General features: G+C 71.9%; 13 protein-coding genes. All 13 read left to right on the top strand.

Annotated features, from left to right (window positions below):
* Positions 1-101 precede the first annotated feature (101 nt).
* A complete protein-coding gene (nrtL, locus tag ACIP4X_RS06580; RefSeq protein ID WP_401346977.1) occupies positions 102-1,184 on the top strand; it encodes an ArgS-related anticodon-binding protein NrtL in 1,083 nt (360 codons plus the stop codon).
* Positions 1,185-1,210: 26 nt separating this feature from the next.
* Positions 1,211-2,602, top strand: a complete 1,392-nt coding sequence (lysA, locus tag ACIP4X_RS06575; RefSeq protein ID WP_401346976.1) for a diaminopimelate decarboxylase — start codon at positions 1,211-1,213, stop codon at positions 2,600-2,602.
* Between the two features lie 188 nt (positions 2,603-2,790).
* Positions 2,791-4,083: a homoserine dehydrogenase gene (locus ACIP4X_RS06570; RefSeq protein WP_100568056.1), complete on the top strand. Its 1,293-nt coding sequence runs from the start codon at positions 2,791-2,793 to the stop codon at positions 4,081-4,083.
* A 6-nt stretch (positions 4,084-4,089) separates the two neighbouring features.
* Complete coding sequence (thrC, locus tag ACIP4X_RS06565; RefSeq protein ID WP_391457006.1) at positions 4,090-5,148, top strand: threonine synthase; 1,059 nt, start codon at positions 4,090-4,092, stop codon at positions 5,146-5,148.
* Between the two features lie 596 nt (positions 5,149-5,744).
* A complete protein-coding gene (thrB, locus tag ACIP4X_RS06560; RefSeq protein ID WP_358729290.1) occupies positions 5,745-6,674 on the top strand; it encodes a homoserine kinase in 930 nt (309 codons plus the stop codon).
* Between the two features lie 417 nt (positions 6,675-7,091).
* Positions 7,092-9,137, top strand: a complete 2,046-nt coding sequence (gene rho, locus ACIP4X_RS06555; protein ID WP_358729291.1) for a transcription termination factor Rho — start codon at positions 7,092-7,094, stop codon at positions 9,135-9,137.
* 384 nt (positions 9,138-9,521) lie between these two features.
* Positions 9,522-10,661, top strand: a complete 1,140-nt coding sequence (locus tag ACIP4X_RS06550) for an LCP family protein (protein ID WP_358729292.1) — start codon at positions 9,522-9,524, stop codon at positions 10,659-10,661.
* Between the two features lie 147 nt (positions 10,662-10,808).
* Positions 10,809-11,033 carry a 50S ribosomal protein L31 gene (rpmE, locus tag ACIP4X_RS06545; RefSeq protein WP_358729293.1) on the top strand — a complete coding sequence of 75 codons (225 nt, stop codon included), beginning with the start codon at positions 10,809-10,811 and terminating at the stop codon, positions 11,031-11,033.
* Positions 11,034-11,150: 117 nt separating this feature from the next.
* Complete coding sequence (gene prfA, locus ACIP4X_RS06540) at positions 11,151-12,218, top strand: peptide chain release factor 1 (protein WP_391457010.1); 1,068 nt, start codon at positions 11,151-11,153, stop codon at positions 12,216-12,218.
* A 95-nt stretch (positions 12,219-12,313) separates the two neighbouring features.
* Complete coding sequence (gene prmC, locus ACIP4X_RS06535; protein ID WP_326806317.1) at positions 12,314-13,153, top strand: peptide chain release factor N(5)-glutamine methyltransferase; 840 nt, start codon at positions 12,314-12,316, stop codon at positions 13,151-13,153.
* Between the two features lie 55 nt (positions 13,154-13,208).
* Positions 13,209-13,856, top strand: coding sequence for an L-threonylcarbamoyladenylate synthase (locus ACIP4X_RS06530; RefSeq protein WP_358729295.1), 648 nt, complete (start codon positions 13,209-13,211; stop codon positions 13,854-13,856).
* Positions 13,853-14,485, top strand: a complete 633-nt coding sequence (locus ACIP4X_RS06525; RefSeq protein WP_358729296.1) for a protein-tyrosine-phosphatase — start codon at positions 13,853-13,855, stop codon at positions 14,483-14,485. Before ACIP4X_RS06530 ends, ACIP4X_RS06525 begins: the two co-directional genes overlap by 4 nt.
* Before the next feature lie 955 nt (positions 14,486-15,440).
* The gene (gene glyA / locus ACIP4X_RS06520; protein ID WP_401346969.1) at positions 15,441-16,679 is read left to right on the top strand and encodes a serine hydroxymethyltransferase; all 1,239 of its coding nucleotides are present in this window, start codon (positions 15,441-15,443) and stop codon (positions 16,677-16,679) included.
* Positions 16,680-16,684 lie beyond the last annotated feature (5 nt).

Genomic DNA, 16,684 nt, shown 5'->3' with positions numbered 1-16,684 from the left:
GTGACGGTGCCACCCCGAGTTCCGGGTGTGTCCGTCCACATGGCGATACCGCGCCCAAACCAGTTCGCATACCCACCCCCCTCCTCCCCTACGCTTGTCCCGTGACCCCCGTGGAGCTCTCCCGTACCGTGCTCAGCGCGGTCCGTCGCGCTGTCGACGTGGGGGAGCTCGACGTCAGCGTGCCCGAGCGGGTCGTCGTCACGCCGCCCCGGCCCGGCGGCTGCGGTGACTACGCCACCAACGTCGCCCTCCAGCTCGCCCGGCCCGCCGGTCAGCCCGCCCCACTGGTCGCCCAGGTGCTCCGGGGGTATCTGCTCGACCTCGACGGCATCGGCGACGTCACCGTCACCGGACCCGGGTTCCTCAACATCAGCCTCCGCGACGCCGACGCGGAGGCCGCCCTCGTACGGCTGGTGGAGGACGTTCGGCGCGCCGGTCAGTGGTACGGGTACGCCCCGCGGGCTGCCGGGGCCGTCGTCGAGCTGCGTTGTCCACGTGAGGTCCGTGCCCTAGTCGTCGCGGATGTCGTGGCCCGGCTTCTCCGGTCCCAGGGGAGCCAGGCAAGCGTCAGTTGTGAGGGTCCCACCCCCGTCGACCCCACCCCCGTCGACCCCATCCCCGTCCGCTGGGAGCAGATCCTCGGCGTCCACCCCCATACCGCCGATCCCATCGGCGACAACGCCGTCCACATTCGGCCCGTCCCCGCCCCCGCCGACCCCCTTCACCTCGGCCGTGACGCCGCCCGCTGGGCCCTTCTTCACCCGGCCGGTCACGACCGGCCCCGTCTCGGCGGCGAGCATCTCGTTCAGCGTGAGAGCAACCCGCTCTTCCGCGTCCGGTACGCCCACGCCCGTGTCCGGGCCCTCGGCCGGAACGCCGCCGACCTGGGCTTCGGGGCCGAGGCGGGGCCCGTCGACGTGGCCCCGCCCGACTTGCTCACCCTGCTCGCCGACCATCCTCGCGTGCTCGCCCGCGCCGCGGACCACCACGCTCCCGATGTTCTCGCCCGGCACCTCGTCAGCGTTGCCGATGCCGTGCTGCCCTTCCTCGCGACCGTGCTGCCGCGCGGGGAGGAGAAACCCTCGGCCGCCCACCGTGCCCGGCTCGCCCTCGCCGAAGCCGCCGGGACGGTGCTGGCCGGTGGCCTGTCCCTGCTCGGCGTCGACGCACCCGAACACCTCTGAGAGAGCCCACAGAGAGCCGCACTGACATGAGCCGTTCCGCACACCCCGCCGGGCCCCGTCACGCCGATGTCCTGCCCGAGGGGCACTACTCCGCCCCGCCCGCCGACCTCAACGCCCTCGACCCCAAGGTCTGGGCGCAGACCGTCGGCCGGCGCGAGGACGGTGTCGTGACCGTCGGCGGCATCGCCGTCACCGACCTCGCCGAACGCTTCGGCACCCCCGCCTACGTCCTCGACGAGGCCGACTTCCGGGCCCGGGCGCGGGCCTGGCGCAACGCCTTCGGGCACGACGCCGACGTCTTCTACGCCGGGAAGGCGTTCCTGTCCCGCGCCGTCGTGAAGTGGCTCGACGAGGAGGGGCTCAACCTCGACGTCTGCTCCGGCACCGAACTCGCCACCGCGCTCTCCGCCGGAATGCCCGCCGAGCGGATCGCCTTCCACGGCAACAACAAGTCGCCGAACGAGATCGAGCGGGCCGTCGAGGCCGGGGTCGGGCGGATCGTGCTCGACTCCTTCCAGGAGATCGTGCGGGTCGCCCACATCGCGCACTCCCTCGGGAAGCGGCAGCGGGTGCAGATCCGGATCACGGTCGGCGTCGAGGCGCACACGCACGAGTTCATCGCCACCGCGCACGAGGACCAGAAGTTCGGCATCCCGCTGGCCGGGGGACAGGCCGCCGAGGCCGTACGGCGGGCCCTCCAGCTCGACGGGCTCGAACTCATCGGGATCCACTCCCACATCGGGTCGCAGATCTTCGACATGTCCGGGTTCGAGGTGGCCGCGCACCGCGTGGTGCGGCTGCTCAGGGACATCCGGGACGAGCACGGGGTCGAACTGCCGGAGATCGACCTCGGCGGCGGGCTCGGGATCGCGTACACCAGCAGCGACGACCCGCGCGAGCCGCACGAGATCGCCAAGGCGCTCACCGAGATCGTCACCCGTGAGTGCGATGCCGCCCGGCTCCGTACGCCCCGCATCTCCGTCGAGCCGGGGCGCGCCATCGTCGGGCCGACCGCCTTCACGCTCTACGAGGTCGGCACCATCAAGCCGCTGGAGGGGCTGCGGACGTACGTGTCCGTCGACGGGGGGATGTCGGACAACATCCGCACCGCGCTCTACGACGCCGAGTACAGCGTCGCGCTCGTCTCCCGTGTCTCCGAGGCCGAGCCGATGCTCGTACGGGTCGTGGGCAAGCACTGCGAGAGCGGGGACATCGTGGTCAAGGACGCCTTCCTGCCGGCCGACCTGGCACCCGGTGACCTCATCGCCGTGCCCGCCACGGGCGCGTACTGCCGTTCGATGGCCAGCAACTACAACCACGCGCTGCGTCCACCGGTCGTCGCCGTCGCGGACGAGGAGGCCCGGGTGATCGTCCGCCGGGAGACGGAGGAGGATCTCCTGCGGCTCGACGTCGGATGACGCCCGGCGGGACTCAGGAACCAGGGAAGAGGACGGTGACAGGGGCGGCGCGGGGCGGCCGGAAGATCTCCTGTCTTCCGGGCCGACGAAAATGAAATAAACGTCTCAGGATCCGGACAAATAGCAGAAACTTCGTTCCGGTGAGTGAGACTGGTTCAACCGTAGACGGTATGAGGAAACGAGGTCGGATGATGCGTACGCGTCCGCTGAAGGTGGCGCTGCTGGGCTGTGGGGTTGTCGGCTCAGAGGTGGCGCGCATCATGACGACGCACGCCGACGACCTCACGGCCAGGATCGGTGCCCCGGTGGAGCTCGCCGGGGTCGCCGTGCGGCGCCCCGGCAAGGTGCGCGAGGGCATCCCCGCCGAGCTCGTCACCACCGACGCGACCGCGCTCGTCAAACGCGGCGACATCGACGTCGTGGTCGAGGTCATCGGGGGGATCGAACCCGCCCGGACGCTCATCACCACCGCCTTCGAGCACGGCGCCTCCGTCGTCTCCGCGAACAAGGCCCTGCTCGCCCAGGACGGGGCCGCCCTGCACGCCGCCGCGGAGTCGAACGACCGGGACCTCTACTACGAGGCCGCCGTCGCCGGTGCCATCCCGCTGATCCGGCCGCTGCGCGAGTCCCTCGCCGGGGACAAGGTCAACCGGGTGCTCGGCATCGTCAACGGCACCACCAACTTCATCCTCGACAAGATGGACTCCTCGGGCGCCGGCTACCAGGAGGCCCTCGACGAGGCCACCGCGCTCGGGTACGCGGAAGCCGACCCGACCGCCGACGTCGAGGGGTTCGACGCCGCCGCCAAGGCCGCCATCCTCGCCGGGATCGCCTTCCACTCGCGCGTACGGCTCGACGACGTCCACCGCGAGGGCATGACCGAGGTCACCGCCGCGGACTTCGTCTCCGCCAAGGAGATGGGCTGCACCATCAAGCTGCTCGCCATCTGCGAACGGGCCGAGGACGGCGGGTCCGTCACCGCGCGCGTGCACCCCGCGATGATTCCGCTCACCCACCCTCTGGCCTCCGTGCGCGGCGCCTACAACGCCGTGTTCGTCGAGTCCGACGCGGCCGGGCAGCTGATGTTCTACGGGCCCGGCGCCGGCGGTTCGCCCACCGCCTCCGCCGTGCTCGGCGACCTCGTCGCCGTCTGCCGCAACCGGCTCAACGGGGCCACCGGGCCCGGTGATTCGGCGTACGCGGCGCTGCCCGTGTCGCCCATGGGCGACGTCGTCACGCGCTACCACATCAGCCTGGACGTCGCCGACAAACCGGGTGTGCTCGCCCAGGTCGCCACCGTGTTCGCCGAGCACGGGGTTTCCATCGACACTGTTCGCCAGCAGGGCAAGGACGGTGAGGCCTCCCTCGTCGTCGTCACCCACCGTGCTTCCGACGCCGCCCTCGGCGGGACCGTGGAGGCGCTGCGCAAGCTCGACACCGTGCGGGGTGTCGCCAGCATCATGCGGGTTGAAGGAGAGTAACCAGCAATGACCCACCAGTGGCGCGGAATCATCGAGGAGTACCGGGACAGGCTGCCGGTGTCCGACAGCACGCCGGTCGTGACGCTCCGTGAGGGCGGTACGCCCCTCGTGCCCGCGCAGGTGCTCTCCGAGCGCACCGGCTGCGAGGTCCACCTCAAGGTCGAGGGCGCGAACCCGACCGGGTCCTTCAAGGACCGCGGCATGACGATGGCGATCAGCAAGGCCAAGGAGGAGGGCGCGAAGGCCGTCATCTGCGCCTCCACCGGCAACACGTCCGCCTCCGCGGCCGCCTACGCCGTACGGGCCGGGATGGTGTCCGCGGTGCTGGTGCCGCAGGGCAAGATCGCGCTCGGCAAGATGGGCCAGGCGCTCGTGCACGGCGCGAAGATCCTCCAGGTCGACGGCAACTTCGACGACTGCCTCACGCTGGCCCGCGCCCTCAGCGACAACTACCCCGTGGCGCTGGTCAATTCGGTCAACCCGGTGCGTATCGAGGGCCAGAAGACGGCCTCCTTCGAGATCGTCGACATGCTCGGCGACGCGCCCGACATCCATGTCCTGCCGGTCGGCAACGCGGGCAACATCACCGCCTACTGGAAGGGCTACCGCGAGTACGCCGCGGACGGCGTCGCCACGAGGACGCCCCGCATGTGGGGTTTCCAGGCCTCCGGCAGCGCCCCGATCGTGCGCGGCGAGGTCGTCAAGGACCCGTCGACGATCGCCACCGCGATCCGTATCGGCAACCCGGCCTCCTGGTCGTACGCGCTGGCCGCGCGCGACGAGTCCGGCGGGGCCATCGACGAGGTGACGGACCGTGAAATCCTGCGCGCCTACCGGCTGTTGGCCGCGCAGGAGGGCGTCTTCGTCGAGCCGGCGTCCGCCGCGTCCGTGGCCGGACTGCTGAAGGCCGCCGAGCAGGGCAAGGTCGACCCCGGCCAGCGCATCGTGTGCACGGTCACCGGCAACGGCCTCAAGGACCCCGACTGGGCCGTCGCCGGCGCCCCTCAGCCGGTCACGGTCCCGGTCGACGCGGCCACGGCGGCCGAACGCCTGGGCCTGGGCTGACGGCACCGCCCGTACCGTCGACGGCGATCGCGACGACGACCCGCGGCGACGGACGACGAACGGCGACAACCGACGGCGACCGGCCCCGCACGGGCCGGCGCCGCACGGCCCGCCCTCGCGCAGCCCGGTGGCGGTCGTCCGTCGCCGGTTCAGCCGTCCGTCGCCGTCCGCCTGACCTCGACGGCCTCCGGATTCCGGATACGTACGGCACTGAGTGCCCGAATACCCGAAATACCCGAGTGCCTGAGCGCGGCCACGCTCGGCGGCCCCCGCCGCCGACGCCCCGCCCGCCCCGTTTCGCCCGGTCGGCGCAACGCGCGCGCACCGCGCAAGGTACGCAACCGCGTGGCGTGCGGAGGCGTCTCCCACAGGGGACTTCGGTGGAGGGTGGCACAGGGGGCTTGCGACACGCATCGTGCGCCTCCCGTGCGCCCTATGTCGCCACTGAACTTTCCTTCGATAGGCTGTAGGGAACCCGACCGCCGCACACGCCCACGCAGGTGGCGGCGCCGCGCCGTCCTCGCGGCCCGAGGGTCTTCCCCGTTCCTGTCGAGTGTCATTCGACCATCACGCAGCTCAAGGAGAGTCAACGAGCGATGGCCGGTCCCGCGTTCCGCGCCGCCGCCGTCCGGGTGCGCGTCCCCGCCACCAGCGCCAACCTCGGCCCGGGCTTCGACGCCCTCGGCCTGTCGCTGGGGCTCTACGACGACGTCGTGGTCCGGGTGGCCGACTCCGGGCTGCACATCGACATCGCCGGCGAGGGCGGTGAGACGCTGCCGCGGGACGAGAAGCACCTGCTCGTACGCTCGCTGCGCACCGCCTTCGACGTACTCGGCGGACAGCCGCGCGGCCTGGAGATCGTCTGCGCCAACCGCATTCCGCACGGCCGCGGACTCGGCTCCTCCTCCGCCGCCATCTGCGCCGGAATAGTCGCGGCCCGCGCCGTGACCATAGGCGCCGAGGCCAGGCTCGACGACACGGCGCTGCTCGAGCTGGCCACCGAGATCGAGGGCCACCCGGACAACGTGGCGGCCTGTCTGATGGGCGGGTTCACCCTGTCCTGGATGGAGGCCGGAGCCGCCCGGGCCATCAGGATGGAGCCCTCCGATTCCATCGTTCCGGTGGTTTTCGTGCCGGGAAAGCCGGTGCTCACCGAAACCGCGCGCGGCCTGCTCCCGCGCACCGTTCCGCACGTGGACGCCGCCGTTAACGCGGGCCGCGCGGCCCTGCTCGTCGAGGCCCTCACCCGGCGCCCCGAGCTGCTGCTGCCGGCCACCGAGGACCGTCTCCACCAGGAGTACCGCGCCCCCGCCATGCCGGAGAGCGCGGCGCTGGTGGAACGGCTGCGGGCGGACGGCATCCCCGCGGTCATCTCCGGCGCCGGACCCACCGTCATGGCACTCGCCGACGCGGGCACCGCGGACAAGGTGGAGCAACTGGCGGGCGCCGACTGGGCCGCCAACAGGCTGAGTCTCGACCTGCAAGGAGCCTGCGTACTGCCGCTGTCGGCAGGCGCGGAGATCTGAAATCCGGCGGTTGCCGGATTTCGAGAGGGGGAATGTTTGTTGGATCCGGTAGTGTTAACCTCAAGTCTGCACCCGACCCCACCATGGCGAGGTGCCTCGTGTCCCCGTCCGGGACAGACATTCCTCCGGGAGCCCCCCAAGCCGCACTGTGTGGTGTACGTCGTACCTGGGCAGTACCTCGTATGCGCACACTGAGCGGTCCGCCGGGCACGCTCCGGAATCGGTGCGACCACGCCACGTGACTCAGTGACACTTGGTGCCGCTGATGGCCGAGGAAGCGCCAATCACCAGATATCTCTTCCGCCGTTTTGGGCGGACCACCGCCCCGGCACGGTTCACCTGCAAGGACCGAAGCCGGACAGCACAACCGGTCGCCGAGCCAGACAGGCCGACGTCCGCTCCAGGGAAGGACCCTTCGTGAGCGACACCACCGATCTGATGGGCGCACGTGTCGAGGAGACCGCTGCCGCGCCCGCCACGGACGCCTCCGCGCCTGCCGGCGGTGCCGGCTCCCGGCGGCGCCGCGGTACCGGCCTCGAGGGCATGGTGCTGGCCGAGTTGCAACAGGTCGCATCCGGCCTCGGTATCAGGGGCACCGCGCGCATGCGCAAGAGCCAGCTGATCGAGGTCATCAAGGAGGCGCAGGCGGCCGGGGGCGCCCCCGCCGCGAAGGCCGCGCCCGCCGCGGGGGACGCCGCCGAGACGAAGCCGAAGCGCCGCGCCACCTCACGGACCCGTACGGCCGACGAGGCCGCGCCCGCGAAGAAGACGGCCGAGGCCGCCGCCAAGCTCTCGAACGACGTGGAGCAGTCGGGCGCGCCCGCCAAGGCCGTGGCGCAGAAGCAGATCGAGATCCCCGGCCAGCCCGCTGGGGGTGCCTCCCGCCCGAGTGAAGCCGAGCGTGGGGGAGAGGACGCTCCGGCCGAGCGTCGCCGACGCCGGGCCACCGCCGAGGCGGGCGCCCCGGCGGGTGGCGCCGAGACCGTCGCCGCCGAGGCGAAGAGCGAGTCGAAGGCCGAGAACCAGGGCCAGCAGCAGTCGCAGGGCGAGGCCGGTGACGGCGGCGAGGGCCGCCGCCGCGACCGCCGTGAGCGCGGCCGGGACCGTGACCGCCGCGGCAAGGGCGACGACCAGCAGGGCCAGGGCGGCCAGCAGCAGCGCCAGCAGGGCCAGCAGCAGGGCGGCGGCCGTCAGGACCGCCAGCAGCGGCCCGACGAGGACGGGGACGACTTCGACGGCCGCCGGGGCCGGCGCGGCCGCTACCGCGACCGCCGTGGCCGCCGTGGCCGCGACGACGTCTCCGAGCCGCAGATCACCGAGGACGATGTCCTGATCCCGGTCGCGGGCATCCTCGACATCCTCGACAACTACGCCTTCATCCGGACGTCGGGCTACCTGCCGGGTCCCAACGACGTGTACGTCTCCCTCGCCCAGGTCCGCAAGAACGGCCTGCGCAAGGGCGACCACGTCACCGGCGCGGTCCGTCAGCCGAAGGACGGCGAGCGCCGCGAGAAGTTCAACGCGCTGGTGCGGCTGGACTCCGTCAACGGCATGGCGCCCGAACACGGCCGTGGGCGGCCCGAGTTCAACAAGCTGACGCCGCTTTACCCGCAGGACCGGCTCCGTCTGGAGACCGACCCCGGCGTCCTGACGACCCGCATCATCGACATGGTCTCGCCCATCGGCAAGGGCCAGCGCGGTCTGATCGTGGCCCCGCCGAAGACCGGCAAGACCATGATCATGCAGGCGGTCGCCAACGCGATCACGCACAACAACCCCGAGTGCCACCTGATGGTCGTCCTCGTCGACGAGCGTCCGGAAGAGGTCACCGACATGCAGCGGTCGGTGAAGGGCGAGGTCATCTCCTCGACCTTCGACCGTCCGGCCGAGGACCACACCACGGTCGCCGAGCTCGCCATCGAGCGCGCCAAGCGTCTGGTGGAGCTGGGTCACGACGTGGTCGTGCTGCTGGACTCGATCACCCGTCTGGGCCGTGCGTACAACCTGGCGGCCCCGGCCTCCGGCCGCATCCTGTCCGGTGGTGTCGACTCGACCGCCCTGTACCCGCCGAAGCGGTTCTTCGGTGCGGCCCGCAACATCGAGGACGGCGGTTCGCTGACCATCCTCGCCACCGCCCTGGTGGACACCGGGTCCCGCATGGACGAGGTGATCTTCGAGGAGTTCAAGGGCACCGGCAACATGGAGCTCAAGCTCGACCGGAAGCTCGCCGACAAGCGCATCTTCCCGGCGGTGGACGTGGACGCGTCCGGTACCCGTAAGGAAGAGATCCTGCTCGGCAACGAGGAGCTGGCCGTCGTCTGGAAGCTGCGCCGGGTGCTGCACGCGCTCGACCAGCAGCAGGCGATCGAGCTGCTCCTCGACAAGATGAAGCAGACCAAGTCGAACATCGAGTTCCTGATGCAGATCCAGAAGACGACGCCGACCCCCGGCAACGGCGACTGAGCGTTCCGCGACGTCAGCCGGACAAGCCGGTGAGCCGGTAGGAGACACACAGAAGGCCGCCCCCTGTTTCAGGGGGCGGCCTTCTGCCGTTGTGGCCCGTACGAGACCTTCACCACAGGCGCTCCGCCCCGCCCAGGCCCTCCGCGGCACGGTCAGGCCTCGCGTCGCCGCAGGTGAGCGGGGTTACCAAGGGGTACACAGGAGTGCATGGTTCCCATGTCCGCATCTGGCGGACACAGGGTGTTGTGCAACCCTTTCCCGAGTTCCCCCGTCTGACCGGACGAGCGACGATAGTGCGGTACGGGTCTGATGACCGAGAACAGACCGGGGCCCGACCCCGACCGCAGGGGGTAACCGAACGCGGACACGAGAGCCGAGGAGCGCATGCCTGCCGACAGCACGCGAGGACCGGGCATACCAGGGGAGCCCGGCGCCGCCGGGCCACGCCGCCGGGGCAAGGGCCGCCGTCGCAAGCCTCCCACCGGGCGGCGCAGGGCCCTGACGGCCATGGCCTGGACCGCCGCGGGCATCGTCGTGCTCGGCGGCGCGGGGGCCGGCTTCCTCTACTTCAAGCTCAACGGCAATCTCAGGACGATCGACATCAACCAGGCCCTCGGCGGCGACCGGCCCACCAAGGCCGACAACGGCTCCGAGAACATCCTGGTCCTCGGCTCCGACACCCGCGCCGGCGGCAACAAGAAGCTCGGCGGCGGCACCGACGACGGCAGCGCCCGCTCCGACACGGCGATGATCGTGCACGTGTACGAGGGCCACAAGAGGGCCGCCGTGGTCTCCATACCCCGCGACACCCTGGTCGACCGCCCCGAGTGCACCGACGCCAAGGGCGGCACGCACCCGGCGGCGCACGCCGCGATGTTCAACGAGTCGTACTCCGCCGGTGGCGCCGCCTGCGCGGTGAAGACCGTCGAGTCGATGACCGGCCTGCGCATGGACCACTACCTGGAGGTCGACTTCAGCGGCTTCCAGAAACTCATCGACGAACTCGGCGGGGTCCAGGTCACCACGACGAGGAACATCGACGACCCGAACAGCCACCTCGACCTCAAGGCCGGCACGCACACCCTCGACGGGCGGCAGGCCCTCGGTCTGGTCCGCACCCGGCACGGTGTCGGCGACGGCTCCGACCTCGGCCGCATCCAGCTCCAGCAGGCCTTCGTCAAGGCGCTGGCCGACCAGGTCAAGCACATCGGCGTGCTCACCAACCCCAAGAAGCTCTACGACCTCGCCGACACCGCGACCAAGGCCGTCACCGCCGACTCCGACCTCGGTTCGGTGAACTCCCTGATCGCCTTCGCCGACGGCCTGAAGGGCATCAGCTCCTCCCACATGAACATGGTCACGATGCCGGTCCAGTACGACCCGGCCAACCCCAACCGCGTCCTCGTGGAGAAGGCCAAGGCCCAGCAGATCTGGACCGCCCTGAGGAACGACCGCCCCATCCCCAGGACCGCCACCAAGGGCACAGCCACCGGCAAGGCGAGCGGAGTGGTGAGCGCCCCCTAGAGGCGCGGAGACCCTCGGGGAATACCCGACCCCACCCCCCGGTTTGGGTGGATGGCCCCAGTCCTGGCAGACTGGTACGTCGGCTCCGGTTCACGCTCCGCATCCCGCGGCTGCGACCCGGCGCCCTCCCGGAACATAGGAGACACCTTGAAGCGCGACATCCACCCCGCGTACGTCGAGACGCAGGTCAGCTGCACCTGCGGCGCGTCGTTCACCACCCGCAGCACCATCGACTCGGGCAGCATCCGGGCCGAGGTCTGCTCCGAGTGCCACCCGTTCTACACGGGCAAGCAGAAGATCCTCGACACCGGTGGCCGTGTGGCCCGCTTCGAGGCCCGCTTCGGCAAGGCTGCCGCCGGCTCCAAGAAGTAGCGAGCCCCATTTCGCCGGTCCATGGCCGTGCCCCCACCGCGGGGTGCGCCGGGACCGGCGTTTTTGGTCGCCCGCCTTCCCCCACCCCAGCAGTACAGGCAGTACAGGAGCCGAAAGATGTTCGAGGCCGTCGAGGAACTCGTCGCCGAGCACGCCGATCTGGAGAAGCAGCTCGCCGACCCGTCGGTCCACGCCGACCAGGCCAACGCGCGCAAGCTCAACAAGCGCTACGCCGAGCTCACCCCGATCGTCTCCGCGTACCGCTCCTGGAAGCAGACCGGCGACGACATCGACACCGCGCGCGAACTCGCCGCTGAGGACCCCGACTTCGCGGCCGAGGTCAAGGAGCTGGAGCAGCGGCGCGAGGAGTTGACCGAGAAACTGCGCCTCCTGCTCGTCCCACGCGACCCCAGCGACGACAAGGACGTCATCCTGGAGATCAAGGCGGGCGCGGGCGGCGACGAGTCGGCGCTGTTCGCCGGCGATCTGCTGCGCATGTACCTGCGGTACGCCGAGCGGGTCGGCTGGAAGACCGAGATCATCGACGCCACCGAGTCCGAGCTGGGCGGCTACAAGGACGTCCAGGTCGCGGTGAAGACCCGCGGGCAGACCGAGCCCGGCCAGGGCGTGTGGGCCCGGCTGAAGTACGAGGGCGGGGTGCACCGCGTGCAGCGGGTGCCGGCCACCGAGTCCCAGGGCCGTATCCACACCTCCGCGGCCGGCGTGCTGGTCACCCCCGAGGCCGAGGAGGTGGAGGTGGAGATCAACCCCAACGACCTCCGCATCGACGTCTACCGCTCCTCCGGGCCCGGCGGCCAGTCCGTCAACACCACCGACTCCGCGGTGCGCATCACGCACCTGCCCACCGGAGTCGTCGCCTCCTGCCAGAACGAGAAGAGCCAGCTGCAGAACAAGGAGCAGGCGCTGCGTATCCTGCGCTCCAGGCTGCTGGCGATGGCGCAGGAGGAGGCGGAGCGGGAGGCCGCCGACGCCCGCCGCAGCCAGGTCCGCACCGTCGACCGCTCCGAGAAGATCCGCACGTACAACTTCCCGGAGAACCGCATCTCGGACCACCGCGTCGGATTCAAGGCGTACAACCTGGACCAGGTCCTGGACGGCGAACTGGACGCGGTGATCCAGGCCTGCGTCGACGCGGACTCGGCCGCCAAGCTCGCGGCCGCGTAAGACACGTACGCACGCGTGGCGTGCGCACGTACGAGCACCAACGGAGGACCAGCGTGCAGCAAGAATCCGGGGGGCGGCCCCCGAGTCCCCGCAGCGTGCTGCTCGCGGAGGTGGCACAGGCCACCCAGCGGCTGGCCGACGCGGGCGTGGACTCGCCGCGCACCGACGCGGAGGAACTCGCCGCGTTCGTGCACGGCGTCAAGCGGGGTCAGCTGCACACCGTGAAGGACGCCGACTTCGACGCCCGCTACTGGGAGGTCATCGCCCGGCGCGAGCAGCGTGAGCCGCTCCAGCACATCACCGGGCGTGCCTACTTCCGTTATCTGGAACTCCAGGTCGGGCCAGGGGTGTTCGTGCCCCGGCCGGAGACCGAGTCCGTGGTGGGCTGGGCCATAGACGCCGTACGGGCCATGGACGTGGTCGAGCCGTGCATCGTCGACCTGTGCACCGGCTCGGGGGCCATCGCGCTCGCCCTGGCCCAGGAGGTGCCGCGCTCGCGTGTGCACGCCGTGGAGCTGAGCGACGACGCGCTGAAGTGGACCCGCAAGAACACGGAGGGGTCCAGGGTCGACCTGCGCCAGGGCGACGCCCGGACGGCCTTCCCCGACCTCGACGGCCAGGTCGACCTCGTCATCTCCAACCCGCCGTACATCCCGCTCACCGAATGGGAGTACGTCGCCCCCGAGGCCCGCGACTACGACCCGGAACTGGCGTTGTTCTCCGGGGAGGACGGCCTCGACCTGATCCGCGGCATCGAGCGCACCGCGCACCGGCTGCTGCGGCCCGGCGGAGTCGTCGTCGTCGAGCACGCCGACACCCAGGGGGGACAGGTGCCGTGGATCTTCACCGAGGAGCGGGGCTGGGCCGACGCCGCCGACCACCCCGACCTCAACAACCGGCCGCGGTTCGCCACCGCCCGCAAGGCGCTGCCGTGACCCTCATCAGGACGTCCGACCAGCAGCAGTACGTGTACGAGGAGGCCCGCTGACAATGGCACGGCGATACGACACCAACGACGCCACCGACCGCGTGACCGGTCTGCGCGAGGCCGCGTCCGCCGTCCGCCGGGGCGAGCTCGTGGTGCTGCCCACCGACACGGTCTACGGCATCGGCGCCGACGCGTTCTCCTCCGAGGGCGTGGCCGACCTGCTCGCCGCGAAGGGCCGGGGCCGCAACATGCCCACTCCCGTGCTCATCGGTTCCCCGAACACGCTGCACGGGCTGGTCACGGACTTCTCCGAGATGGCCTGGGAGCTCGTGGACGCCTTCTGGCCGGGCGCGCTGACGCTGGTCGCCCGGCACCAGCCGTCCCTCCAGTGGGACCTCGGGGACACGCGGGGCACGGTCGCCGTGCGGATGCCGCTGCACCCGGTCGCCATCGAACTGCTCACGGAGGTCGGCCCGATGGCCGTGTCGTCGGCGAACCTGACCGGGCACCCGGCGCCGGAGACGTGCGACGCGGCGCAGGACATGCTCGGCGACTCCGTCTCCGTCTACCTCGACGGCGGTCCTACCCCCGGCAACGTCCCGTCCTCCATCGTCGACGTCAGCCGCAAGGTGCCCGTGCTGCTGCGTGAGGGCGCCCTGTCGCCGGAGGAGCTGCGCAAGGTGGTACCCGACCTCGAGGTGGCGAATTGACGGCCCCTGACGCGGGGCGTGGCATAGGCGACACCTTCCGCATCCTGCACGTCAGCACAGGGAACGTCTGCCGCTCGCCCATCACCGAGCGGCTGACCCGGCACTTCGTGGCGGACCGGCTCGGGGATCCGCGGGGCGGCGGGCTGATCGTGGAGAGCGCGGGCACCTGGGGTCACGAGGGCGCGCCGATGGAGGCCAACGCGGAGACCGTGCTGGCCGACTTCGGCGCGGACGCCTCCGGCTTCACCGGCCGGGAACTGCTGGACGAGCACGTGATCCGGGCCGACCTGGTGCTCACCGCGACCCTCGACCACCGCGCCCAGGTCATCTCGATGGGCCACTCGGCCGGTCTGCGCACCTTCACCCTCAAGGAGTTCACCCGCCTGGTGAAGGCGATAGACCCGGCCACGCTGCCGCCGCTGGAGGACGGCGTGGTCGAACGCGCCCGCGCCCTGGTCCGCGCCGCCGCCGCGCTACGCGGGTGGCTCCTGGCCCCCACCGCCGAGGCCGACGAGGTCTACGACCCCTACGGCGCCCCCCTGCCGTTCTTCCGCTCGGTGGGCGACGAGATACACCAGGCCCTGGACCCGGTGGTGACGGCCCTGACAGGCGTACGAGCACGCGCCTGACCCAGAGCGGACGCACGCCGCCCCGGCCGGAAACGCCCCGCAGGCCCGCGCACGCCCGTCCACATCCGCGCCGAAGCCCCGCAGGTCCACGGGGCGGACCGAAGCCCGGTGAACCGGGCAGGAGGGCCGTCCACGGCGCCGCTACGCCCCGCTGGCGGCTCGTGAAGGGCCGGCCGAGGCGAACCGGGCCCCCGGCCCCGCTCCACCACCCGCCGCCCCCTGCTCGGGCCCGCCCGCCCTGCACGTCCGCCCGGGCCCCTGCTCGGGCCCGCTTACCCGGGCTCCGCACGAGCCTGCCTTCTCGGGAGCCCCGCTCGGGGCGGCCCCGTCCGGGGCCCCGGGACCCGTCGGCCTGGGCTCCGCCTCGTAGCCCGCCCGGGCCCGGCCGGGCTCCGCACGGCCCCCCACCCGGGCCTGCCCGCCCGCCGGGTCGTACCCGCTATCCCGGACCCCGCGTGGGACTCGTCCGCCGGGGCCTGGTCGGGCCCGCCTTCTCGGGCCTGCCTCCCCGGGGCCCGCTCGGACCCATTTGCCCAGGCCCCAGCTCGGGCCGGTCGGCCCGTGCCCCGCCCGAGCTCCGCATGGCACCCGCCCGGGGTCCCCGGACGGGATCCATCCGCTCGGGCCTGCTCGGGCCCACCTCCTGGGCTGTGCACAGGCCCGCCTTCCCGGAGCCCCCGCTCGGGCCGCTCGGGGCCCCTGTCCGCGACCCGTCCGCCCGTGCCCTGCCCGAGCTCCGCATGGCACCCGCCCGGGGCCCGCACGGCCCCTCTGGCCGGGCACCGCGTCGTCTCCCGGCCCCCGGGCCCGCTCGGGTCGGCCCGGGCTTCGTGTGGCCCCTGTGCGGGCCCGTCTGTTCGGGGCGTGGGGGGCGTGTTGGGCTAAGGAGGCGGGCGGGGTGGGGGTCGGGGGCCTACATTGGGTGTACGTCGATGTCGACCGTCCGGAGCGCCACATGTCGGTCATCCCTGCTCTCGAGGCCGATCTCCTGCGCCGGCAGGATCCCGAGCTGGCCGACGTGCTGCTGGGGGAGCTGGACCGGCAGTCGACGACGCTCCAGCTGACCGCGGCGGAGAACTTCACCTCGCCCGCGGTGCTCGCCACGCTCGGCTCGGTGCTGGCGAACAAGTACGCCGAGGGCTATCCGGGCGCACGTCACCACGGCGGCTGCGAGTTCGTCGACGCCGCCGAACGCCTCGCCGTGGCGCGGGCCAAGGCCCTGTTCGGCGCCGAGCACGCCAACGTGCAGGCCCACTCGGGCTCGTCCGCGGTGCTCGCCGCCTACGCCGCGCTGCTGCGGCCCGGCGACACCGTGCTCGCCCTCGGCCTGCCCTACGGCGGCCACCTCACGCACGGCTCGCCCGCGAACTTCTCCGGCCGCTGGTTCGACTTCGTCGGCTACGGCGTCGACGCCGAGAGCGGGCTCATCGACCACCAGCAGGTGCGCACGCTCGCCCACACGCACCGGCCCAAGGCGATCGTGTGCGGTTCCATCGCCTTCCCGCGCCACATCGACTACGCCTTCTTCCGCGCGGTGGCCGACGAGGTCGGGGCCTATCTGATCGCCGACGCGGCCCACCCCATCGGACTCGTCGCGGGCCGGGCGGCGCCCAATCCCGTGCCGTACGCCGACGTGGTGTGCGCCACCACCCACAAGGTGCTGCGCGGACCGCGCGGCGGGATGCTGCTGTGCGGGAGCGAGCTCGCCGAGCGCGTCGACCGCGCCGTGTTCCCCTTCACCCAGGGCGGCGCCCAGATGCACACCATCGCGGCCAAGGCCGTCGCGTTCGGCGAGGCCGCGACCCCGGCGTTCGCCGCCTACGCCCACCAGGTCGTCGCCAACGCGCGGGTGCTCGCCGCCCGGCTGGCCGCGGAGGGCCTGATCGTCACCACCGGCGGCACGGACACCCACCTGATCACCGCCGACCCGGCGCCGCTCGGCGTCGAGGGCCGCACCGCCCGCGGACGGCTGGCCGCCGCCGGTATCGTCCTCGACTGCTGCGCGCTGCCGCACGCCGACGGCCGCGGGCTGCGCCTGGGCACCGCCGCGCTGACCACCCAGGGCATGGGCCAGCAGGAGATGGAATGGATAGCCGTCCTCTTCGGCAAGGTGCTGCGCGGCGAGGTCGACGGGGCGAGCGCGCGTGAGGACGTGCGCGAACTCACAGGCCGTTTTCCGCCGTATCCCGGCTGAGACGG

Source organism: Streptomyces sp. NPDC088817 (assembly GCF_044750345.1).
GTDB lineage: Bacteria > Actinomycetota > Actinomycetes > Streptomycetales > Streptomycetaceae > Streptomyces.
Note: the sequence above shows the minus strand (reverse complement) of the source record. Positions and strands in the feature narration are given on the sequence as shown.

Coding starts and splice junctions, on each gene's coding strand:
- lysA (WP_401346976.1), top strand. CDS start 1,211: ATGAGCCGTTCCGCACACCCCGCCGGGCCCCGTCACGCCGATGTCCTG.
- ACIP4X_RS06570 (WP_100568056.1), top strand. CDS start 2,791: ATGATGCGTACGCGTCCGCTGAAGGTGGCGCTGCTGGGCTGTGGGGTT.
- thrC (WP_391457006.1), top strand. CDS start 4,090: ATGACCCACCAGTGGCGCGGAATCATCGAGGAGTACCGGGACAGGCTG.
- thrB (WP_358729290.1), top strand. CDS start 5,745: ATGGCCGGTCCCGCGTTCCGCGCCGCCGCCGTCCGGGTGCGCGTCCCC.
- ACIP4X_RS06550 (WP_358729292.1), top strand. CDS start 9,522: ATGCCTGCCGACAGCACGCGAGGACCGGGCATACCAGGGGAGCCCGGC.
- prfA (WP_391457010.1), top strand. CDS start 11,151: ATGTTCGAGGCCGTCGAGGAACTCGTCGCCGAGCACGCCGATCTGGAG.
- ACIP4X_RS06530 (WP_358729295.1), top strand. CDS start 13,209: ATGGCACGGCGATACGACACCAACGACGCCACCGACCGCGTGACCGGT.
- glyA (WP_401346969.1), top strand. CDS start 15,441: ATGTCGGTCATCCCTGCTCTCGAGGCCGATCTCCTGCGCCGGCAGGAT.